Source organism: Bacillus sp. FJAT-28004, from assembly GCF_001280845.1.
GTDB lineage: Bacteria > Bacillota > Bacilli > Paenibacillales > Paenibacillaceae > Pristimantibacillus.
Window position 1 is genome coordinate 4907385 of record NZ_LGHP01000001.1, and the last position, 21191, is coordinate 4928575.

The following is a 21191-nucleotide window of genomic DNA, read 5'->3' on the forward strand; positions in this document are numbered from 1 at the left end:
TTCATTATTGATGATAAATTTGTTGGAGGTAGAAGTCAATGGGTTATGAAATCTAAATGTGCTATAATTTCATTAAATTAAATTAGAAGTGATTTCAGGAGGCAGGATGAACGGATTCGAGAGAAGGAAGGAATTAATTAAGGAGAAGATTAAGAAGACGGTTTTAGACATGCTTAAGACGTGGGAGCCGAAGAAAATACGAATCGCCGATATTGCAGCGGAAGCCGGCGTATCCCAGGTGACGATCTACAATTATTTCGGGAGCAAGGACGCACTGCTTAGCGAGGTATTTAAACAATTTATCGATAAAAGCATTACGGATTTCGAAACATTCATTCAAGCTGATCACTCTTTGAAGGAGATCATTCAGTATATTGTTTTTGTGGATAAAGAGGCCTATCGAGCCTTCACTCCAGAATTTTTCACTCAGTTCCTGATCGATGAAGAGACGCATCAATATATTGAGGAGTTGTACCGAACGAAGGGTATGCCGCTGGTCGTACAATTCATCGAGGAAGGCAAGCGGAAGGGGGAAATTTCGGCGAAGGTGTCGACTCCGACCATTATCGCTTATATCAATATGTTAAAGGCGCAATCCCATATGTTCCTTGATTTGGCGCAGCAAAGCGAGCAGGCAGACGATTTTCTTGAAGAGTTTATTCATCTGTTCTTTTATGGTATTTGCAACTCGGAGCCAGAGTCTGAATCGTAAGTCCATGTTATTTGACTATGGGCTTGTTTATTCGATACAATTTAGACTACAGCATGTATGTACATAGAGGCGTTAATGAAGGGAGAATATGAAATCATGAGTGGATTTGAGCATCATTTAGATAAGTATGCAGAGTTGATTGTGAAAATTGGAGTGAATGTACAGCAGGGGCAAGAGGTATTCGTAACAGGGGCTGTCGATCAAGCAGTGCTTGTTAGACTAGTAGCCAGCAAAGCCTATGCAGCAGGCGCGAGCAATGTGCATGTGGATTGGACTGACGATTCATTGTCCAGACTAAAATATGAGCAAGCAGCGGATGAGGTATTTGAGCGTTTCCCAGAATGGGAGACGGCTAAGCGCAACTCGTTCGTAGAACGCGGAGCAGTGTTTATTTCCATCGTGTCATCTAGTCCTGATTTATTGAAAGGCATCGATTCGGGACGCATCTCCAGCTTCCAGAAAGCATCCGGCCAAGGCTTGAAGGAGTTTCGCAGAGCCATTCAAGCTGACAAGGTAAGCTGGACAGTGGTTGCCGCTGCGAGCAAGCAATGGGCATCCAAGGTTTTCCCGGAAGCAGGGGAAGAAGAAGCGGTTCAGCTGCTATGGAAGGCGATTTTTGATTCTGTTCGCTTGCATGCGGAGGATCCTGTAAAAGCGTGGGAAGAGCATAATGCAAGCCTGCATAGCAAGGGCGAGACGCTCAACCAGAACCGTTTTCATAAATTGCATTATACCGCTCCTGGTACGGATCTTACGATTGAATTGCCGGAGAATCATATTTGGGTCGCTGCGGGCAGTACGAACATCAACAACGTTCCTTTCATGGCGAACATGCCTACCGAGGAAGTGTTTACCGTTCCGCTAAAAACAGGCGCAAACGGCTATGTATCAAGCACGAAGCCGCTAAGCTATGGCGGCAACATTATCGATCGTTTCAAGCTGACGTTTGAGAATGGACGTATTGTGAAGGTTGAGGCTGAAGAAGGGCAAGACATTTTGCAGCAGCTGGTAGACATTGACGAGGGCTCGCATTATCTTGGTGAGGTTGCACTCGTTCCGCATGAGTCGCCTATTTCACAGTCTAACATTTTGTTCTACAATACGTTGTTTGATGAGAATGCGTCTAATCATCTGGCAATCGGCAGCGGTTATGCTTTCAATATCGAAGGCGGCAAGTCGATGTCTCCTGAAGAGCTTGTCCAGAACGGTGTTAATGCCAGCATCACGCATAACGATTTCATGATCGGTTCTGCTGAGATGGATATCGATGGCATTACGAAGGATGGCAAAGTTGTACCGATCTTCCGTAAAGGTAATTGGGCGATTTAAGTAGAGCGATAAGATATAGAGCTATCTGGAAGAGGCAAATGCTTCTTTCGGATAGTTTTTTTCTGTTTTGTGGATTCTTTTACATAAATAAGACAACTTCCCAGTGTGCTATATGACAAATGTCATGTCATCGTATTGACGTTTATGACTACAATGACCTGACACTTTTCTTTACAATAAAGTTAGAATACTGCGTTAGACGTCCGGGATACTCTCCAAGCGTCATATTGAGGAGGAAGAATGCGATGACAGAGCCTAAACAAGCTCATCTGAAAAAAGAAGTTGCACCATTTGAGAAAACGGATTTAAAGTCGAGCATCAGACAGCTCATTAACACCTTAGTGCCACTCGTTCTGCTCTGGTATGCCTCTTACTATAGTCTCTCAATATCGTACTGGCTTACTGCTCCACTGGTGCTGCTTACTTCTGGTTTCGTTATTCGTACATTCATCATTTTTCATGACTGCACTCACGGATCGTTTTTCAAAAGTAAAAAAGCAAACGATATCATAGGTACGATTACGGGCGTAATTACGCTTGTCCCTTATAGACAGTGGAAAAATTCACATTCCATCCACCACGCAACGAGCAGCAACCTCGATAAACGGGGCGTTGGCGATTTGTGGATTCTAACCGTAGAAGAATATGCTGCTTCGCCGCTTATGCGCCGGATTGCATATCGTATGTATCGTCATCCGCTAGTTATGTTTGGACTTGGTCCAATCGGTGTTTTCCTTATTCAATATCGCTTTAATGTTAAGGGTGCTAGACGCAAGGAACGCATGAACACTTATTTGACGAATGCTTTGATCGTAGGTACTTATGCTCTGCTTATATGGGCTATAGGTTGGCAAGCATTCCTGCTTGTTCAAGGTCCTGTGTTTTTTGTATCCGGTCTGCTCGGCATATGGTTGTTCTATGTACAACATCAATTCGAGGATTCCTATTTTGAGAATGAAGACGAATGGAGCTATGTGAAAGCTGCCGTTGATGGAAGCTCTTACTACAAGCTGCCTAAAGTGTTGCAATGGATTACAGGCAACATCGGCTTCCACCACGTTCATCATTTGAGCCCAAAGGTTCCTAACTATAACTTGGAAAAAGCGCATAATGCGACGCCGCCTCTTCACAAAGCGACGACTATTACGATCGGCGAGAGCTTAGAATCGCTCCAATTCCGTCTCTGGGATGAAACAGACAAAAAATTTGTCAGCTTCAAAGGGATTAAGCACCGCCTTCAGAAAGCAAAAACGGCTTCCGAGAAAATAAAAGCTTCGCAAGCAAACTTGAAATTTAAATAACGCTATTTAAATACACACGAGAAGCCATGCCCTAACAGGCTGGCTTCTCGTGCATATAGCAACAAGGAAAATAAATACTTGAATTGTTGTATATGATAAAATGATTATAAAAATAATCATAACCATCGTATGGCATGGGATAAAGGATGGACGACCATGAACAAGTGGTATCAGATTTTTCAGAAAAACACAGGTCTAAGCCCATATGTGTGGGTCGTCTTCTGCATTTTACCTTTTTACTTTATTTTTCGCTCGTCTTCCCCTTATGAAGCCGTATCCGGTATCATCATGATTATTTTGTTTTTTATATGTTATCGGCTATCCTTTGTTTCTAAGGGCTGGCTCGTTTATTTCTGGACGAGTGTACAAATAATCATATCCATCGCGATGACCGTGTTGTTCAGCTACGTTTATTTTTCGATATTTCTAGCTTTTTTTATCGGACATATTCAGAATCGAGCCGGATTTTTTACGCTGTATACGATTCATATCGTCAGTACGTTCGTAACGGTCAATTATGGCTTTGCTACACAAAACTCATTGTTTTTCACACAGTTTCCGTTCATTCTTATCAGTCTCATCGTCGTTATCCTGCTTCCCTTCAACACGTACAACCGGAATAAGCAGGGACAACTCGAAGGACAGCTTGAGGATGCGAATAAGCGGATCTCGGAGCTGGTTAAGCTTGAGGAGAGGCAGCGGATTGCGCGTGATTTGCATGATACGCTAGGACAAAAGCTGTCGTTAATCGGTTTGAAGAGTGATCTAGCCGGCAAGCTGATGGTCAAGAATCCCGCACAAGCACAAGCTGAAATCAATGATGTTCGCCAGACAGCAAGAACAGCGTTGAAAGAAGTACGGGAAATGGTTACTCAAATGCGCGGAACAAGAATTGAGGATGAGATGTTTCGGGTAAAGCAGATTTTGAAGGCAGCCGAAATTGAATTCGAACTTGTGGGAGAACTGAAGCTTGGTACTGCGAACTTGTTGACCGAAAATGTACTCAGCATGTGTTTGAAGGAAGCTGTAACGAATGTCGTCAAGCATAGCGGTGCAACGACGTGCACCGTAACAATCCAGTCATCGCGTACAGAGCTATCGCTGAAGGTGATGGACAATGGTGTAGGGATTCCTGAGGAAGCTAGAAACTGCGGAGGGCATGGCCTTCAAGGCATGAAGGAGCGTCTGGAGTTCGTGAACGGAAGCTTGGATATTGTTACGAATGATGGAGCGACGCTCATTATTAAGGTGCCAAACGTCATTAAACAAATGTAATGGTCAGCTAAAGAAGGGATTGAGGGGATATGATCAGAATCGTCATTGCCGAGGATCAGCGCATGCTGCTGGGCGCCCTCGCTTCCTTGCTTGATTTGGAAGAGGATATGAAGGTCGTCGGAAGAGCAAGCAATGGAGAAGATGCGATAAGTCTTGTTCATCAGCATAAGCCAGATATTTGTATTATGGATATTGAAATGCCTGCTAAGACGGGGCTGGATGCTGCTGAGGAGCTGAAAGGACAGGGCTGCAAGGTCATTATTTTGACGACATTTGCTAGATCCGGTTACTTTGAGCGTGCTCTTAAGGCGGGAGTTAGCGGTTACTTGCTAAAGGATAGCCCAAGCGAGGAGCTTGCAAATTCGATTCGCAGTGTGATGGCTGGACGACGCATATTCGCGTCGGAGCTTGTTGACGAGGCATATGGGCAAGAAAACCCGTTAACTGAGCGTGAGAAGGAAGTGCTTGTGCTCGTAGCAGACGGGAAAAACACGAAGGAAATTGCAAGCGAGCTATTTATTACGACGGGTACCGTTCGCAACTATATTTCCGTCATTCTCGATAAGCTTGATGTCAGCAACCGCATTGAGGCGATTACTCGGTTTAAAGAGAAGGGCTGGTTCAAATAATTTGCGGATATATGAGCACCGTAGTAAAAAATATGTTGCGTTATTGAGCGGAGTCATTCGATCTCAACGGCGCTTTTTTTGTTTTCCAGAGTTAAAGGAATAAGTATTGGAAAGAGTACTATGGAAGGGAGTTAATGGGATGAGTTATACAAATTTGACACTTCATACGGATAAGTACCAAATCAATATGATGTACGCGCATTGGCTGCAAGGGAGCAAAGATGAGAAGGTGGTATTTGAGGCCTATTTCCGCAAGCTTCCCTTCAATAACGGATTTGCAGTATTCGCAGGTTTGGAGAGAATCGTGGAATATATCCAATCTCTTCAATTCGGAGAAGAAGAAATTACATATTTGCGTACACAGGAAGAAAACTACAAAGAGGAGTTTCTTGATGAGCTGCGCAGCTTTCGGTTCACAGGAAATATATATTCGGTAGAGGAAGGAACGCTTGTCTTTGCGAATGAACCGCTGTTCTGTGTTGAGGCACGTGTATTTGAAGCACAGCTTATAGAAACAGCTATTCTCAACATGATGAACTACCAGACGTTGATTGCGACGAAGGCTGCTCGAATTAAGCAAGTTGCCCCAGATGACGTGCTGCTTGAGTTCGGAACAAGGCGTGCGCAAGAGGCGGATGCTGCTGTATGGGGAGCAAGGGCTACTTATATTGCGGGCTTCCATGCGACGTCGAATATGCGAGCTGGCATGCTGTTCGGCATTCCTGCCAAAGGAACGCATGCACATTCTTGGGTGCAGGGCCATGACACGGAGGAAGAAGCATTTCGTGCGTATGCGGAGTCGTTGCCCGACTTTGTGACGCTGCTTGTTGATACATATAACACGCTAAAAAGCGGTGTGCCTAACGCAATTAAGATCGCCCATATGCTAGAGAGCCAAGGCAAACGGATGAATGCGATTCGGCTTGATAGTGGCGATCTAGCGTATTTATCACAAATGGCACGAAAAATGCTGGATGAAGCTGGACTGCCTTATGTGAAGATCGTTGCATCCAGTGACTTGGACGAAGTCATTATTTCTAACCTCAAGTCGCAGGGCGCACAGATTGACGTATGGGGTATCGGAACGAAGCTAATTACCGCAGCGGACCAGCCTTCACTCGGCGGTGTGTACAAGCTTGTCGCGCGCGAGAAAAACGGCAGCTATGAGCCGGTTATCAAAATTTCGGCTAATCCCGATAAGGTATCGACTCCAGGCTTCAAGGAGCTGTACCGCATCATTAACACATCGACTGGAAAAGCAGAGGCGGATTATATTACGCTGAGGGATGAGCAGCATGTGAAAAGGGGAGAGCGAATAAAACTGTTTGACCCCGTTCATTCTTACATTCATAAATTTATTACTCACTATGAAGCGATAACGTTATTAAAGCCGATTTTTATGGAAGGCGAGTTGGTGTATGACTTGCCGAGCTTAGATCAAATTCGAAGCTATCATAAGGGACAGTTTGAACTATTTTGGCCGCAATATTTGCGTAAGCTCAATGCGGAAGCGTACCGCGTTAATTTAAGTGAAGCAACGTGGGAGTTGAAGCGGGAAATGATACAGAAGCATCAGCAGTAGCTGCCTTCATAGAAAATAGGGTGCTATTTATTAATAAAGGACATTTGTTGCACTCTCGTGCACAAATGTCTTTTTCTGTTTATAGCAGCCAAATCTTAATGACTAACATTATGATTGAGGAGATTTGTCGAAAATAAAGGAGATTTCAACTATATTGTGGAAATAGTAGCAGTAGCAAAACAACATAATTTGGAGGTAAGGATATGAAGAAAGGTAAAAAAACGATACTTATATGGATGACAGCATGTTTAATGCTATTTTCTTTCGTGATGCCGGTGGCTGCTGCTTCTGAAGTTTCGAAGGATAAGTATACGTATTCGTTATCGAAGAAATTTGGCGATGTAACGGAATCGCTGACGTTCAATGATTTGGGAGAAATTTATGAGGATGAAGTGGTTACTTCAACACTCGTTCCAGAAAATGCAGTCTTAAGTTACACAGCGAAGGTTAACACTAGCGTAGTTGTGTTAGGCTATAAATTGGATAAAGGGATGTTGGTTTCAGAACCAGTACCTTGGACGATAAACGGCAAAAAAGAGCTAATCAGTGAACTAGCTGCGAATACGACGGGAACTGTAACTTTTGAATTTGGCGTTCCTTATTATGAATTATTTATTTGGGATGAAGCAACCGGTGACATGACAAGCTACTTCTTCAAAATTGATAAGGGTGCAGCTACAGGTGAGCAGCCCGATGCTTGGGCGAAGGAGGAAGTAGACGCAGCTATTGCTGCTGGGCTTGTACCGACGGAGATGCAAAACAACTACAAAAAACAAATAACGCGTGCAGATTTTGCGAAAATTATTATTAGATTGCTCGAAGTTAAAACGGGTCAAACGATTGACGACATTTTATTGGAAAATGAGGTCAGCCTCAGTGATAATCCATTCACGGATACAAAGGTTAAGGAAGTAATTGCCGCTAATCTGATGGGTATCGTAAACGGTAAAGGAAACGGCAAGTTTGATCCAAGCGGCAGCATCACAAGGCAAGAGGCAGCCGTCATGCTCGCGAACACGGCAGAGGTGCTTGGTTATGAAGTTGCGGCGGATGTTTCGGTATTTGCTGACAACAGCAGTATAGCTAGCTGGGCTATGCTAAGCGTTGATTTCGTATCGATGTATGATGTTATGAAGGGCACTGGAAATAATATGTTTAGCCCGAAGGGAACATATACACGACAACAAGCTTATATGACTATAATGCGTTTGGATTCCGTGCTTGAATAACATCTAAGCGTGCCTATAATAAAAGAAGAAGGTGAGCACATGCTGCTCACCTTCTTCTTTTCCAGCCAAACACTTTTACATGCACGAGCAACCTTGTTATCCAGTGTGTGGCGACATAGAGAATGATAAATAAAATAACGAGTGGTCTAAATACGATCCATAACACAATCCAACAGAGAAGAATCTGCCAAGGCTTTAGCTTCTTCAATAGATTCCCGGGCAAGAGCATAAAACGATAGAATTTATAATTTTTCTGTAGACCTTCGAGAAACTCTTGGCGAATTTGCTTGTCTTCAGGGTCTAGTCTGATGGCATTCTTGAGCATGAGTAGATAGTCGTCGTAGTCGTTCCGTCTTTCCGCTGACCATGCCAAATATAAGTAAACCATATCTGACTCAACATCAAGCCGTAAAGCCTTGTTAGCTAAAAGCTTTGATTCGGCAAAATGATTCAGCAGCGCTTCGTTATAGCTTAAATTAGCGAGATATAACGAATTTTCAGGAGAAATTTCAAGTCCCTTCAATAGTAAATCTTTGGCTTCTTCATACCGTCTTACTTTATTCGATATATTAGCGAGCAAGAAAAAATAATGCGGTTCATAGGGATCGATTCGCTGTCCTTCTGCAATCGATTTCGAGGCTTCCTTCCAGTTTTCCATCGTATAATACGCATTGCTGCGAACGAACCAGGCTAATTCATTTTCTGGGTCGCGCTGTAGGGATTGCTCCGACCAATGAAGGGCCTGATCAAGATTATCCATAAGCAGATTAACTTGCCCGAGCAGTGCATAAGCATAGGGATCTTCTGGTGTATCCTGAATTAGCGCAAGGGCCTCGACAGAGGCTTCTTTGTATTTCTTCCAACCCGCAAGCTGCTGTATTCTCTCGTATCGTTTATTGCTCATTTCTTCTTCTACTTCAATCATAACTATGGTTACCTCGCTATATAGGAATTATTTCAAACCGCTTTGTTTCATATATTCCAGAACGATTTGATAGTCCTGATTGATATCGCTGAACGTAGCATAGTTTTTGGCTGTGGCAAACCAATCCAGTGTCGTGGCCTTCCTATTTTTCGATGCTTTCTTCAAATCCTCCTGGGATATGGGCTGAATTTCTCCAATTTCGAGTGTACGCTCCAGCGCACTTTCAACGGCATCCTTCACGATTTGCTCCAAATCCGCACCTGAGAAATGTTTCGTTTCCTTCGAGATTTTACTTAAATCAAGTGAGGAAAGCGGTTTTCCTGCAAGCTTTAGCTGCAAGATCGTTGTACGCTCTGTTTCTTCAGGCGGCGGTACAAAAATCATATGATTAAATCGGCCTGGCCTGCGCAGCGCCGAGTCAAGGTACCAAGGCGTATTCGTCGCGCCGATGACAAATACTTGATCATTGAACGTACGGAGCCCATCCAGCTCCATCAAAAGCTGATTGACGAGTATGCGGTCATGATGCTGACGCATCTGATTGCGGCTGCCGCCCATCGCGTCAAGTTCATCGATAAAGATGACGCACGGTTTGTTTTCCCGAGCTTTCTCAAAAATATCATGCAGATTGTTCTCACTTTGACCGACATACATGCCCAGAATAGCCTGCAGCTCGATATGCATGAAATTTGCATCGATTTCACCAGCAACAGCTCTTGCCAGAAATGTTTTGCCGCAGCCGGGAGGTCCGTACAGCAGAAGGCTTCCGCCAGCTTCCTTGCCATAGGCTGCAAATAGCTCAGGCTGCTTCAGCGGCAAAATGAAGTTCATACGAATTTTTTTCTTAACGTCCTCAAGCCCGCCAACGTCCGCAAATGTTTCATCCGGTTTCTCGGATTCAACTAAATCTTTGCCGTTATTATCAAAGCGAAGCACCTTCAGCTTACTGCGCCGTCGATCTGCAAGATCATCGCGGTCATTATAATCGGACATCGTCATCATCCTTTTTTATAACAATTTTGCTAATAGTGTACCAAATTTCGAGAGATTAGAGGGTGTTTTTGTACAGAAATATAATAGAGTAAAGCTTCTCGCGTATTATTTGCTACTAGTATGATGTTATCCTGTTAATAATGAAACTTATGAAGGGGTGCTTGAAAATGACTAAACCGCGTATCGGTATGGTTGGACTTGGAGGAATTGCACAGAAGGCGTATCTGCCTCTGTTGTCAAAAGCCACTGATTGGACATTCGTTGGGGCGTTTTCACCTAACGCGGAGAAACGTACGGCAATTTGTGAGCAGTATCGTATTGCATCATATGGAAGCTTGCTCGAGCTTGCTGGCAGCTGCGATGCCGTATTTGTACATAGCGCTACAGACACTCATTATGAGGTAGTGTCAACTCTGTTCAAACAGGGTAAGGACGTATATGTGGATAAGCCGCTTGCAGCCACACTGCATGAGGCAGAGCAGCTTGCGGAGCTTAGCGAAAAGCTCGGCAGGAAGCTAATGGTTGGCTTTAATCGTCGCTTTTCTCCGTTATACATAGAAGCGAAACAGCGAATGAAGGACACGGCATGGATTCGAATGGAGAAACATCGAACAAATGCAGTGGGTCCGCAAACGGTAGATTTTACGATGTTGGATGATTATTTGCATGTGGTTGATACAGCGCGCTGGCTTGCAGATGGGAATATGGGTGTGATGAACGGCATCGTCAATGTCAACGAGCATAATCAGCTGCTTTATGCGCAGCATCATTATAACACCTCAGGTGGCTTTACTTTATCGACTGCGATGCATCGCAATGCCGGAACGAGCTTGGAGCAGCTTGAAATCGTTTCCGCAGGCGAAATCATTCGTGTGAAAAATATGAGCTTGCTCGAAGTAGAGCGAGACGATATGATTACAAATACTTTGCCACCTTCTTGGCAAACGATTCTGAAACAACGCGGCTTCGAGGATGCTGTTTTTCACTTCATTCAATGTATCGTAGAGGATAAGCGTCCAGTCGTGAATGGTGAAGAAGCTTTGAAATCTCAACAGCTGCTAATGAGGATGCTGGAATAAAGGGAGTGCACGACATGAGTCACGATTCAAAGGCAAAGGCATTGCCTAAACCGAAGCAAGCACGCAAAAAAAAGATGCTTATATGGACGATAGCCATTGTTTTGGTCTTATTATTGTTGCTGGCCATCGCGTATCAGATGATGGTTTATTCACCATCTGCTGCAGCCAAATCTGCTATGAAGAGCGATGAACAAGTTACGGTCAGCATTGGACAAGCAGGATACCGATTTGAACCGACTGCTGGAGAAAAAAATATTGTTCAGCCTAATGTTATTTTTTATCCAGGCGGGTTGGTAGATCCTAAGAGCTACGCGCCTCTAGCTCGCAAGCTTGCAGGTGCAGGCCACCGCGTATACATTGCAACCATGCCGCTCAATCTTGCTTTAATGGGGCAAAACAAAGCGGATGATTTTATTGCCGAGCATCCAGAGGAGAGCTTCGTTATAGGCGGCCACTCGATGGGCGGTGTTTTTGCTTCACGATATGCTGCGGAACATTTGGAGCAAATCGATGGCATCTTCTTCCTTGCAGCCTATGCAGAAAAAGCTGGAAGTCTTGAAGATGCTAAGCTGCCAGTATTGCAAGTCACGGCGTCTAATGATGGTGTGCTGAACTGGGAGGCTTGGGGCAAAGGAAAGCGGTATATGCCTAGCTCGACGCAGTATGTCACCATTGAAGGAGGGAATCATGGTCAATTTGGTTCCTATGGCACGCAAAAAGGGGATCGACCAGCAAGCATCAAGCCAGAGGAGCAGCTGGAACAAGTAAGCAGTGAGCTGATCGGATGGATGAAAGGAATTCAAGCAACAAAATAACAGATTGTCCAGAAGCTTGGACGAGAGTAATGCTTATCATAATAGGACAAGAAGCTGTCTCACGGGTCAATGACCGGAGGCAGCTTTTTTTTGTTCTGATCCTTTGGTCAAAAAGTTTGAAGAGACATGCTTTGATGAAATAGCCTTGACATTAATTGATTATGGTTGTATGGTTAGTTGCATAACTAATGAACCATGTAACCTGAAGGGGTGATGACGTGTTTGATGATCGAAGTCCCATATACCAACAAATTGCAGACAAAATTAAAGACGACATCATAAGCGGCATTTTGCAAGAAGATGAGCAGGTCATGTCTACAAACCAATATGCTGCGTTCTATCGTATAAACCCTGCTACAGCAGCGAAAGGCTTTCATTTATTGACGGAGGAAGGCATTTTGTATAAGAAAAGGGGAATCGGCATGTTTGTGAATGGTGAGGCGAGGCAAATGCTGCTGGCACAGCGCAGAGACCGTTTTTTCGAAGAGGTTGTTGATCAAATGCTTGCGGAAGCAGAGAAGATCGGCGTACCCCTTGCGGATATCATTGGTCGCATCGAACAAGTAAAAGGGAGGACTCAAGAATGACGCTAAGTATTGAAGTGAACCAATTGGAGCAGCGATATGGATCATTTACAGCGCTTCACAATATTTCGTTCAAGCTCGAGGGTGGCAAAATATACGGTTTGCTCGGAAGGAATGGCTCAGGCAAAACAAGTCTATTATCGATCTTAGCCTCCTATTGTCAGCAATCAGGTGGCGAAGTAGCCATAGATGGTGAAGCTCCCTTCGAGAATGCTCGCATCATGGCGCAAGTCTGCTTCATCCAAGAAAGCGGCCATATGCCGGACACTTTATCCGTTCGTGATGTATTGAAGCTTTCGGCTAGCTGCTGGCCCAATTGGGATGCAAAATATGCAGAGCGTCTCATTGGACATTATGAACTACCGATTAAGAAACGTATATCTTCGCTTTCGCGTGGAATGAAGTCGGCCCTTGGCGTGACAATTGGCCTTGCCAGCCGAGCTCCGGTTACGATTTTTGATGAGGCATATCTAGGCATGGACGCTCCGTCTCGCTATACCTTTTATGATGAGCTCCTTAATGATTATATGGAAACGCCTCGTACATTCATTTTATCTACGCATTTAATTGAGGAAGTAGGCAATTTGTTTGAAGAGGTGCTTATTCTGGATAAGGGTCGTCTGATCATGCATGAGGAAACAGAGATGCTGAGGGCGCGCGGCTCATCTATTACCGGTTCAAGCGAGAGTGTGGATCGTGTTGCTGAAGGATTGACGGTGCTTGGGGAGCAGCAGCTTGGCAAAACGAAGTCGATCACCGTATTCGGCGATCTCACAGATGCCAAGCGCAAGCAGGCGCTTGCAGCAGGGCTGGAGCTTGGTCCTGTATCTCTGCAAGATTTGTTCGTTCATTTGACCAAGAAAGGGGGGATGAACAATGAGCGATAAAAGAAAACATCCCGTGCTTAATGTTGCACAGCATATTATGTACAGCTATCGCTGGACGATTATCTTGTATTGGATCATTTTTATTCTGATTTATATTGGTATTGGGGTGTTAACGAATTCCGAAGCTATCGTAGGCTCTGATTTCGAAGGCCAAGAAATTTGGGAAAGCACAACCATTTCTCCGAGAATATTTCTGCTTGTCATTGGCATTCTGCTGACCCCTATGTCGCTTGCAAGTTTTGTTTCCAGCGGAGTGACGCGAAGACATTTTATAGGCGGGGTGAGTTTAGTACTCGTCATGATCTCAGCTATATTTTCCATTATGTTAACGATAGGTTATCCCGTCGAGCAGTTCATATATGACAAAAATAATTGGACACTAGAGCTGAAAAATCCGCACTTATTTTCCTCTTCTTCAGAGTGGGGCTTGATCTTTATTGAATATTTTTGCTTGTTCTTTGCTTACTTTGGCAGCGGATGGCTTATAGGTTCCGGATTTTATCGGTTTAATTGGAAAATAGGAGTACTGATTTCAGTTGTTTCTATACTGCCAGGGATGGCGATGGAGGTTGTATTATCGTCTGATTGGATTGGCAATCTCTTGCAATCTGTATTGGGGGTAGAGCGCACCTCGCTAGCAGTAGTCGTAATCTTTGCGCTTCTTGTGATGGCATGCATCGTGGCACTGAACTATTTGATGCTTCGCCGTGTAGCCATTAAGAAAAAGTTATTTTAAGCGTAAGTTTAAAGCTGTTTCCAAAGATCATCATGATCTGAGGGAGCGGCTTTTTCTTTTCAGCTGCTTACAATAAAATGGTTTAATTTTTTTGTCAACAGGCAAATTTTAGAAAGGGGGATATCGAACATTGTCGAAATATAGTATGATATTAGCGTTTACATAATCGAGTTTTTGAGGTGCATGATGAAAGTACAACGTAAATTTTTGATGATCTTCATTTTTTTACTCTTCATTGTCACGCCTTTTTCTGCTACGGCTTCTTATGCCATATCGAATGCACCAAACACAGAAATTACAGACTGGGAGATGATGTGGGAAGCAGATCCATCCAGCACTGTTCAAGACGCTGCATCAGACTCGAGAGCAAGTGAGTGGCAGCCTTTTTCTTATGGTGATACTTTACCAGTGAAACCGGCAAATATTCAATCAGCATGGCTCAGGTTTCAGCTTCCTGACTATGATTTAGCAAGGCCAGCATTATTGATTAACAAGCTTACTGCCAAAGATGTATCAATATTTATTGATAACAAGCTCGTTTATGAGTCTAAACGAAATTATCCTTTCAATAAAAACGAGATTATTTTGTCTACAACGGGTACTGAAGCAAATCACATGGTTTATATTCTTTTACATACGGATTCAGATTGGTTAGGTCTGAAGAAACCAATAATTGTTGGTGAAGAGCAGTCTCTCAGCATGCTTTTTATGAAAAAAGAGATGTTTGACGTCTTTATTGGTGCATCTTTATTAATTATTTCGCTAGCTATGCTGTTGTGTTTTATTTTCCTAAATAAATCTTATTTAGACGGTCTAAACTCACTTTGTATCATCATTTTTTCAATTGGATTAATGATTCTCTCTTTATCTCCCTATTTGCATATGGTTTATAAGGAATATGGGTTTATTATTTACTTCATGTTTGATATCGGTTCAAATTTATTAATGCCTTCGGTTTTTTTCTTTTTTGAGAAGATATTCGGGAAAGGTCCTTTTGGGTTGATTACTCGATTTAGAAAATTGTTAGTGATAGTGTCAACAGTGTTAATTGGGTGGTCCCTTTCCTTACTAATTGCAAAGAAAATTTCATACTTTTATATAGCATTTACAACCATGTCATTTAGTGGAATAATTCTCATAGGAAACGGGCTATTAATTGTATATCTGATCAGGCTTTGTTTGCAAAAAAATAAAGAAGCAATCATTATAACAATAGGTTTTTGCGTTTTTGCGGGAATCGGCGTATTAGAAGTAATATGGTATTTTATAAAAGGTATGAACTATGACTTGTTTTTATGGAAATGGGGTATTTTTAGTTTTATTGCTGCATTAATTATAATTTTAGCTAGAAGAATATTGCAAAATTATGAACAGGTTGTTAGCTACTCGAAGCAGCTTGAGGTTTTTAATAATGAACTGCAACGATCCGAAAAAATGGAAATCATCAGTCAATTGGCTGCTTCAGTAGCACATGAGGTTCGTAATCCGCTTCAGGTGACAAGAGGTTTTCTTCAGTTGCTAGGAGAAAAATCGACGAACGATAAAGAAAAGGGCTATATGGTGCTAGCCATCGATGAGCTAGACCGAGCTTCAGATATTATAACGGATTTTTTGACGTTTGCTAAACCTCAGCTTGAACATACGACACTTCTGAATATAGCTGAAGAGATTAAGAAGATAGAAGCAATACTAGTGCCACTAGCAACGATGCAGGGCGGAGTCATTAAGGTTGATTTAGCATCTGATTTATATGTTCGTGGTAATTCATCTAAGTTCAAACAAGCGCTTATCAACATTATTAAAAATAGCATAGAAGCTTTACATAAAGAAGGGGCTATTATCATACGAGCTTATCAAGATGAATCTCAAAACGTTGTCATTTGTATTAAAGACAATGGCGAGGGGATGAATGAAGCTGATCTGAAAAAGCTGGGTGAGCCTTACTATTCTAAGAAAACAAAAGGAACAGGACTAGGCTTGATGGTGACTTTCCGGATAATTGAAGTCATGCAAGGAAAGGTTGAATTTATTAGTACGAAGGGTGTAGGTACTGAAGCTATTATTCAAATTCCATTAGCAAACAAATAGCGCTAACTGCTCTTATGAGAGCAATTAGCGCTATTTTCTTTTATTGCCAAGCTGCTGCTTCGACTTGATCTACGCTCTTCATAGTTTTAGGATTTTCCGGAAGCACCAAATAAAATTTATTTGCCGATTCTTCAACAACCTCTACTTCGATTGTATCCGGAACTTCGATTCCGAAAGCTTCTTTTACCGCTTCTTTCGGATTGGCGATAAGTTGTTTCTTGAATTCGGCATCTTCCCAAGCTTTTTGAATAATTTGATCTTTTAATGGTTGTTCATTGGACACAATAATCACCCTTCCGAATATGTATAAGTTTACCATACTCAGTCTATCATGCCCTTTCGACAAATTCTATATAAATTTTCAAATATTCGACAATTAATAGATTCTATTGTACCTTTTATATAGATATTTTAGATAAAAAGTAGTTAAATCCACCCTCAAGCAGCAACTTTTTGTTTGATTCTATCGTCTTATTAACGTGGTTCAAATGATTTAGTATATAACGATGAAATGCTACTAGTTCACTAGATCCTGTTTCCAAGTCGCTTAGTCGATATTCATTATCCATAGCAAGCTGAACATAAGGCCCCAGGCATCCCCGAATAAAGATCTCATTCTCAATCTCTTGTTCAGTTAAAGGCTCGTCAGATGTCCTACTAGCAGCAATCATCGCAAGCAAGCCATTGTAGCTGCCTTCAGCCAAATCTTCCTTCCAATCCTGGTAGTCGTCAGACATCTGAAGAGTCATCAGTACGATATCAATTGCAAGTTCCATCTTCTCAATGAGCTCCGAGCGCCCTGCTAACAAGAGCGCGCCAGTGCTTGCGATTTTGACGGGACCTGCTTTGCCAGCTGTGCGAATAGGGTTGTTTACAAAATAATTATCGCGATCCTCATTGGTGACACTTTCGGCCCAGTTCGTTACATAATGGTCGTAATACCCCCAAAATGGTGAATCGGATGGAAACAGATCACGGAATACATGGAACATTTCGAGTAGAAGGAGGTTGCCGAGCGCCAGCTGTTCCTTCCAATTTGATGCAGGCTTGCTGTCCATCACATCATCCTGAATAAAAAAATAAAGCATTCCATATACATTAGCTAATGCAAGCGCTTCACATTGTGAATCATTAATTTCACTCGGCTCTTTCATCCAGAAGGGTAGAAGGCTGCATATGTAGTCTTTATTGCTATCCTGCTTAACGGGATTGAACTTATGTGCATAAACGAGACCAATGCTGTCAAGCGGTGTTGGGAAAGTCGCAATACGAGCCTCTGCTTGGGCGTAAATACTCTCGAGCTGTGGGATATAACGGGTAAACCATTCCATGAAAATGTCCTCCGCTGCGATGGGATATAAGGCAATCGACTATACTAAATAACGATTTGATGCATATAAATAGTATATGAACGGTGTCAATCTTTTCCTACTATATCATTTTTCAAAAAAGAAAATCTTAACATTTTTTTAAGCATGAGGAAGAAAAAGCCGAAGTCTGTATTGAGTAATACGAGGAAATCCAGTAAAATGGATTAAGATTAACAAAATAGGTGAAGTTAGTAGATGAACCTCTGTCACGCTATGCTTATAGAACTGGACTAAGGTCGGGGATGAATCTATTACCTGAGCAGGTTTAGAATTTAGTGCTCCTGCATTAAAGTTAATACCTAGATGAAAGTTCTTTAATGTGGAGGTAGTATGGCATGAATAGAGATGTTGAAATTTATGTTCTCTTAACGAATACGGGAACACTATTCTCAAAGACAATCAGATGGTACACTAAAAATATGCTGAATCACGCGTCAATAGCATTTGACAGGGATTTGAATGAAGTATATAGCTTTGGTAGAAAAAATCCGAACAATCCGTTTTTTGCTGGATTTGTGAAAGAGGATGTACGGGGCGATTTTTTTGAGAATTCAACCTGCGCTTTATATAGATGTACAATAAGCCATTGTGCATATATAAACATAAGAAATCAAATTCATTACATGGAGAAAAATCGCGATCAGTATAAATACAACCTGCTAGGCATGTTTGGCATCATGCTTAATATTGAGATGAAACGAGAATACGCATACTTTTGCTCGCAGTTCGTAGCCTCTGTTTTTGAGGAAAGCGGCGTGAATCTTGTTAATAAACCTTCCTTATTCGTAACGCCTGCTGATTTGGAGAAAACAACGTTACTAGAGTTAGTTTACCACGGTAAGCTGCACGCTTATACAGGGGTACAAGAGGAAATAAAAGCAACTGGAACCTTCCGAACGGCGTAAAGAAGATCTCACGTGTTGAGGTCTTTTTCTTTTTTATAGTGGTAACATGACGAAAAAATGATCACAGCAAGGAGGCTGGTTAACGATGTCTGTTATAAGCTTTGGAATAGTCGGCGGAGGCTGGCGCGCAGAGTTTTACATACGTATTGCAAAAGCACTGCCTGATAAATTCTACATTCATACGATACTCGTTCGTGACGAGGAGAAAGGGCGGCTGCTGGAGGCAAAATGGGGCATACGGACTGTTCGCAATATGGATCAGTTTACGGCTGCGGCTAAGGACTTCAGCTTCGCTGTCGTATCCGTTCCGAGAACAGCGGCTCCTACTATTATCCAAGAGTTAGCCGAACGGCAAATTCCGGTGCTTGCGGAGACGCCTCCAGCGGCCGATTTGGAAGCATTAACCGCACTGTATCATTCGCTGCCTAAGGATGCAATGGTACAAGTGGCCGAACAGTATTTATTTCAACCGATGCATGCCGCTCGTATTCAGATCGCCCGCTCTGGGAAGCTTGGTGAGATATCGCAAGCACAGGTATCAGCTGCTCATGATTATCACGGGATTAGCTTAATTAGACAGCTTCTTGGCGTTGGCTTCGAGCAGGCAAGCATTATCGGACAGACATTCGAATCGAAGATCATGCAAGGGCCGAGCAGACAAGGGGATCCGCTCGAAGAACGAATGGTTCAATCTGTGCAGCGAATCGCAACTCTCCGATTCGGCGATAAGCTGGCTGTGTACGATTTTACGGGAGATCAGTATTTCTCTTGGATACGGCGCAGTCGCATGCTCGTAAGAGGCAGTAAAGGTGAGCTTGTAGACTCGGAAGTCAGTTATTTAAAGGATTACGCAACGCCCATCCATATGGAGCTTCGCAGGGTAGACACCGGTCATCACGGCAATTTGGAAGGTTATTATCATCGCGGGGTTATCGCGGATGGAGAATGGTTGTACCAGAATCCAGTTGCTCCCGCAAGGCTTAGTGATGATGAGATTGCAATAGCGACATGCTTGCTGCGAATGGGTCTTCTCGCCTCTGGGCAGGGAGCTTCCTTCTATAGCCTGGCAGAAGCGGCACAGGATCACTACTTGGCCTTACTGATGGGGGAAGCGATGGCATCAGGACAAACGGTTTATACAGAAAGACAAGTCTGGATGACTGAATGATCTTGACCGCCAATAGGACAATTAGCACTATGCAAAATTGGTACCAATTACATGCAGGAGTGACGCATAGCCTGTGCTTAAATTATTATATAAATAGAAGACTCCTAATCACTATTATTGTGATAGAGTCTTTTTTTTATTTTGTGAACGATCACAATATTAAAGCGATGTTCGGTATGCATTTTGACCGTGAGGGATTTACCTTGAATAAAAGTAGTGATAGCCTTTATAATTTGACAAGAGTGCGATGGTTGATTAGTCGTATGAAGAACGCGATCAATGCGTCATTCGACTGGGCGATCAATACGTTCTAACATAATCAGAACTTAATTAATCGAGGAGTTTAAATGGATGACGAAACGAAATGCTCTCATTGCAGCATGTTTGCTTGTGGTGCTTATAGGCGCGGCTATCATTATTTTCAGCCTTATGGATCGCACGAAGGAAGGGGAGCATTCGTCTAATGGGAATAAGCAGCATACTGCAGACGTCGCACTACCTGTATTATCAGCATGGATTGTGGATTGGCAATGGAAACAGGGCTTAGAGGACCTGAGTATTATTAAAGGTGAATTAACGAGCTTGCAGCTGTTTGCAGCCTATTTCGATTATAAGGATAGTCTGTATTTTACGGATAAATTCCAGCAGGCGTTGCCTGAAATCATGAAGGTATATAAGAAGAACGAACAGCAGCAAATATATATGACCATTGTAAACGACCAATTCAATGAAAACGGTGAATCTATTCAAAAGGATTCAAGCTTAATCACGCGGTTAGTCGCCTCTGAGAAGAGCCGTAAGAAACATGTGGATGAATTGCTTGCAGCCGTTGATCAATTTGGCGTGAACGGTATTGAGATCAATTATGAGCGAGTCGAGGAACAAGATTGGGAGCGGGTACTGCTTTTCTATTCGGAGCTTTATGCTCGCTTGCAGAAAGAAGGAAAATCACTTCGTATTGTATTGGAACCACGAGCGCCTATTGAACAATTCAAGCTTCCGGAAGGCCCTGACTATGTTATGATGGCTTACAACTTATATGGCTCACATAGCGGACCAGGACCGAATGCTGATAAAGCTTTTATTGAACAATTGGCAAGCAGAATGGAAGTACTGCCTGGCAAGCCGTATATGGCTTTCTCGGTTGGCGGCTTTGATTGGCGTGAGGATGGCAAGGTCGAAGCTTTGACCGAGGAGAGGGCGGCGCTGTTGTTAAAGCAGACAGGTAGTACTGCGCAGCGTGATCAAGCGAGTGGAAGCATGTACTTTGAATATACAGATGCGGAAACCGATAATATGAAGCATACCGTATGGTATGCTGATCAAGTAACGATATCCCAGTGGCTAGACATCGCTAAGAGAAGCGGTTATAGCAAGGCAGCAATATGGAGACTCGGAGAAATCGAAATGGATTCACTGAGTAACTTAAAGCTTCATACAAAATAAAATAAGGTATGATAAAGTGCTTCCGAAGCTAATTAAAACAGCTGCGGAAGCACTTTTCTTTAGTACTGAAATAATCCATTGACAATGATTATCATTAACGAATATACTTCATTTTAGGACAAAAACAGATCCAATTTA

The 21191-nt window shown here is 42.8% G+C and carries 20 protein-coding genes; 16 read left to right on the forward strand and 4 right to left on the reverse strand.

All coding sequences use genetic code 11. The features are described 5' to 3' along the window. Positions 1 to 106 precede the first annotated feature (106 nt). The 7 genes from AC787_RS21270 to AC787_RS21300 all read left to right on the forward strand — a co-directional run bounded on the left by AC787_RS21270 (position 107) and on the right by AC787_RS21300 (position 8057). Positions 107 to 712 (forward strand): TetR/AcrR family transcriptional regulator, encoded by a 606-nt coding sequence (locus tag AC787_RS21270; protein WP_054026614.1) that lies wholly within the window; start codon positions 107 to 109, stop codon positions 710 to 712. A 96-nt stretch (positions 713 to 808) separates the two neighbouring features. Then, the gene (locus AC787_RS21275) at positions 809 to 2041 is read left to right on the forward strand and encodes an aminopeptidase (RefSeq protein WP_054027188.1); all 1233 of its coding nucleotides are present in this window, start codon (positions 809 to 811) and stop codon (positions 2039 to 2041) included. Between the two features lie 245 nt (positions 2042 to 2286). Further along, positions 2287 to 3342, forward strand: a complete 1056-nt coding sequence (locus tag AC787_RS21280) for a fatty acid desaturase (RefSeq protein WP_054026615.1) — start codon at positions 2287 to 2289, stop codon at positions 3340 to 3342. A 156-nt stretch (positions 3343 to 3498) separates the two neighbouring features. Beyond that, complete coding sequence (locus tag AC787_RS21285) at positions 3499 to 4617, forward strand: sensor histidine kinase (protein WP_054026616.1); 1119 nt, start codon at positions 3499 to 3501, stop codon at positions 4615 to 4617. A gap of 29 nt (positions 4618 to 4646) precedes the next feature. Continuing rightward, positions 4647 to 5246 (forward strand): response regulator transcription factor, encoded by a 600-nt coding sequence (locus AC787_RS21290; protein ID WP_054026617.1) that lies wholly within the window; start codon positions 4647 to 4649, stop codon positions 5244 to 5246. A 139-nt stretch (positions 5247 to 5385) separates the two neighbouring features. Continuing rightward, positions 5386 to 6828, forward strand: a complete 1443-nt coding sequence (locus AC787_RS21295; protein ID WP_054026618.1) for a nicotinate phosphoribosyltransferase — start codon at positions 5386 to 5388, stop codon at positions 6826 to 6828. A 203-nt stretch (positions 6829 to 7031) separates the two neighbouring features. Then, positions 7032 to 8057 (forward strand): S-layer homology domain-containing protein, encoded by a 1026-nt coding sequence (locus tag AC787_RS21300; RefSeq protein ID WP_054026619.1) that lies wholly within the window; start codon positions 7032 to 7034, stop codon positions 8055 to 8057. A 46-nt stretch (positions 8058 to 8103) separates the two neighbouring features. On the opposite strand, the gene AC787_RS21305 is transcribed toward AC787_RS21300, so the two are convergent. Beyond that, positions 8104 to 8982 carry a tetratricopeptide repeat protein gene (locus AC787_RS21305; protein ID WP_054026620.1) on the reverse strand — a complete coding sequence of 293 codons (879 nt, stop codon included), beginning with the start codon at positions 8980 to 8982 and terminating at the stop codon, positions 8104 to 8106. A 27-nt stretch (positions 8983 to 9009) separates the two neighbouring features. Next, positions 9010 to 9975 (reverse strand): ATP-binding protein, encoded by a 966-nt coding sequence (locus AC787_RS21310; RefSeq protein WP_054026621.1) that lies wholly within the window; start codon positions 9973 to 9975, stop codon positions 9010 to 9012. A gap of 167 nt (positions 9976 to 10142) precedes the next feature. Between AC787_RS21310 and AC787_RS21315 the strand changes: the two genes are divergently transcribed. The 6 genes from AC787_RS21315 (at position 10143) to AC787_RS21340 (ending at position 16164) form a co-directional block, all read left to right on the forward strand. After that, complete coding sequence (locus AC787_RS21315; protein WP_054026622.1) at positions 10143 to 11054, forward strand: Gfo/Idh/MocA family protein; 912 nt, start codon at positions 10143 to 10145, stop codon at positions 11052 to 11054. A gap of 14 nt (positions 11055 to 11068) precedes the next feature. Beyond that, complete coding sequence (locus tag AC787_RS21320; protein ID WP_063847552.1) at positions 11069 to 11869, forward strand: alpha/beta hydrolase; 801 nt, start codon at positions 11069 to 11071, stop codon at positions 11867 to 11869. Between the two features lie 218 nt (positions 11870 to 12087). Continuing rightward, positions 12088 to 12456, forward strand: a complete 369-nt coding sequence (locus AC787_RS21325) for a GntR family transcriptional regulator (RefSeq protein WP_054026623.1) — start codon at positions 12088 to 12090, stop codon at positions 12454 to 12456. Further along, positions 12453 to 13340, forward strand: coding sequence for an ATP-binding cassette domain-containing protein (locus AC787_RS21330; RefSeq protein ID WP_054026624.1), 888 nt, complete (start codon positions 12453 to 12455; stop codon positions 13338 to 13340). Before AC787_RS21325 ends, AC787_RS21330 begins: the two co-directional genes overlap by 4 nt. Further along, positions 13330 to 14076: a hypothetical protein gene (locus AC787_RS21335; RefSeq protein ID WP_054026625.1), complete on the forward strand. Its 747-nt coding sequence runs from the start codon at positions 13330 to 13332 to the stop codon at positions 14074 to 14076. Before AC787_RS21330 ends, AC787_RS21335 begins: the two co-directional genes overlap by 11 nt. A gap of 183 nt (positions 14077 to 14259) precedes the next feature. Continuing rightward, positions 14260 to 16164, forward strand: coding sequence for a sensor histidine kinase (locus AC787_RS21340; RefSeq protein WP_082360899.1), 1905 nt, complete (start codon positions 14260 to 14262; stop codon positions 16162 to 16164). A gap of 40 nt (positions 16165 to 16204) precedes the next feature. Here AC787_RS21340 and AC787_RS21345 read toward each other — a convergent pair whose 3' ends face one another. Both AC787_RS21345 and AC787_RS21350 read right to left on the reverse strand, forming a co-directional pair. Continuing rightward, a complete protein-coding gene (locus AC787_RS21345; protein WP_063847553.1) occupies positions 16205 to 16447 on the reverse strand; it encodes an NHLP leader peptide family RiPP precursor in 243 nt (80 codons plus the stop codon). Positions 16448 to 16562: 115 nt separating this feature from the next. Further along, entirely contained in the window at positions 16563 to 17495 is a 933-nt protein-coding gene (locus AC787_RS21350; RefSeq protein ID WP_054026628.1) for a hypothetical protein, read from the reverse strand. A 374-nt stretch (positions 17496 to 17869) separates the two neighbouring features. On the opposite strand from AC787_RS21350, the gene AC787_RS21355 reads away from it, so the two are divergent. The 3 genes from AC787_RS21355 to AC787_RS21370 all read left to right on the forward strand — a co-directional run bounded on the left by AC787_RS21355 (position 17870) and on the right by AC787_RS21370 (position 21053). After that, positions 17870 to 18439, forward strand: a complete 570-nt coding sequence (locus tag AC787_RS21355; RefSeq protein WP_054026629.1) for a hypothetical protein — start codon at positions 17870 to 17872, stop codon at positions 18437 to 18439. Between the two features lie 85 nt (positions 18440 to 18524). After that, positions 18525 to 19607 carry a Gfo/Idh/MocA family protein gene (locus AC787_RS21360; protein ID WP_054026630.1) on the forward strand — a complete coding sequence of 361 codons (1083 nt, stop codon included), beginning with the start codon at positions 18525 to 18527 and terminating at the stop codon, positions 19605 to 19607. Between the two features lie 351 nt (positions 19608 to 19958). Beyond that, on the forward strand, positions 19959 to 21053 hold the full coding sequence (locus AC787_RS21370) for a glycosyl hydrolase family 18 protein (protein ID WP_054026632.1): 1095 nt from the start codon (positions 19959 to 19961) through the stop codon (positions 21051 to 21053). The last annotated feature ends 138 nt before the right edge of the window (positions 21054 to 21191 follow it).

What these genes read in the sequence shown, in the direction of transcription:
- AC787_RS21370 (WP_054026632.1), top strand. Translation starts at nt 19,959, where the DNA reads ATGACGAAACGAAATGCTCTCATTGCAGCATGTTTGCTTGTGGTGCTT.
- AC787_RS21280 (WP_054026615.1), top strand. Translation starts at nt 2,287, where the DNA reads ATGACAGAGCCTAAACAAGCTCATCTGAAAAAAGAAGTTGCACCATTT.
- AC787_RS21315 (WP_054026622.1), top strand. Translation starts at nt 10,143, where the DNA reads ATGACTAAACCGCGTATCGGTATGGTTGGACTTGGAGGAATTGCACAG.
- AC787_RS21285 (WP_054026616.1), top strand. Translation starts at nt 3,499, where the DNA reads ATGAACAAGTGGTATCAGATTTTTCAGAAAAACACAGGTCTAAGCCCA.
- AC787_RS21290 (WP_054026617.1), top strand. Translation starts at nt 4,647, where the DNA reads ATGATCAGAATCGTCATTGCCGAGGATCAGCGCATGCTGCTGGGCGCC.
- AC787_RS21355 (WP_054026629.1), top strand. Translation starts at nt 17,870, where the DNA reads ATGAATAGAGATGTTGAAATTTATGTTCTCTTAACGAATACGGGAACA.
- AC787_RS21310 (WP_054026621.1), bottom strand. Translation starts at nt 9,975, where the DNA reads ATGTCCGATTATAATGACCGCGATGATCTTGCAGATCGACGGCGCAGT.
- AC787_RS21320 (WP_063847552.1), top strand. Translation starts at nt 11,069, where the DNA reads ATGAGTCACGATTCAAAGGCAAAGGCATTGCCTAAACCGAAGCAAGCA.
- AC787_RS21335 (WP_054026625.1), top strand. Translation starts at nt 13,330, where the DNA reads ATGAGCGATAAAAGAAAACATCCCGTGCTTAATGTTGCACAGCATATT.
- AC787_RS21350 (WP_054026628.1), bottom strand. Translation starts at nt 17,495, where the DNA reads ATGGAATGGTTTACCCGTTATATCCCACAGCTCGAGAGTATTTACGCC.
- AC787_RS21340 (WP_082360899.1), top strand. Translation starts at nt 14,260, where the DNA reads ATGATGAAAGTACAACGTAAATTTTTGATGATCTTCATTTTTTTACTC.
- AC787_RS21270 (WP_054026614.1), top strand. Translation starts at nt 107, where the DNA reads ATGAACGGATTCGAGAGAAGGAAGGAATTAATTAAGGAGAAGATTAAG.
- AC787_RS21330 (WP_054026624.1), top strand. Translation starts at nt 12,453, where the DNA reads ATGACGCTAAGTATTGAAGTGAACCAATTGGAGCAGCGATATGGATCA.
- AC787_RS21305 (WP_054026620.1), bottom strand. Translation starts at nt 8,982, where the DNA reads ATGATTGAAGTAGAAGAAGAAATGAGCAATAAACGATACGAGAGAATA.
- AC787_RS21360 (WP_054026630.1), top strand. Translation starts at nt 18,525, where the DNA reads ATGTCTGTTATAAGCTTTGGAATAGTCGGCGGAGGCTGGCGCGCAGAG.
- AC787_RS21295 (WP_054026618.1), top strand. Translation starts at nt 5,386, where the DNA reads ATGAGTTATACAAATTTGACACTTCATACGGATAAGTACCAAATCAAT.
- AC787_RS21275 (WP_054027188.1), top strand. Translation starts at nt 809, where the DNA reads ATGAGTGGATTTGAGCATCATTTAGATAAGTATGCAGAGTTGATTGTG.
- AC787_RS21300 (WP_054026619.1), top strand. Translation starts at nt 7,032, where the DNA reads ATGAAGAAAGGTAAAAAAACGATACTTATATGGATGACAGCATGTTTA.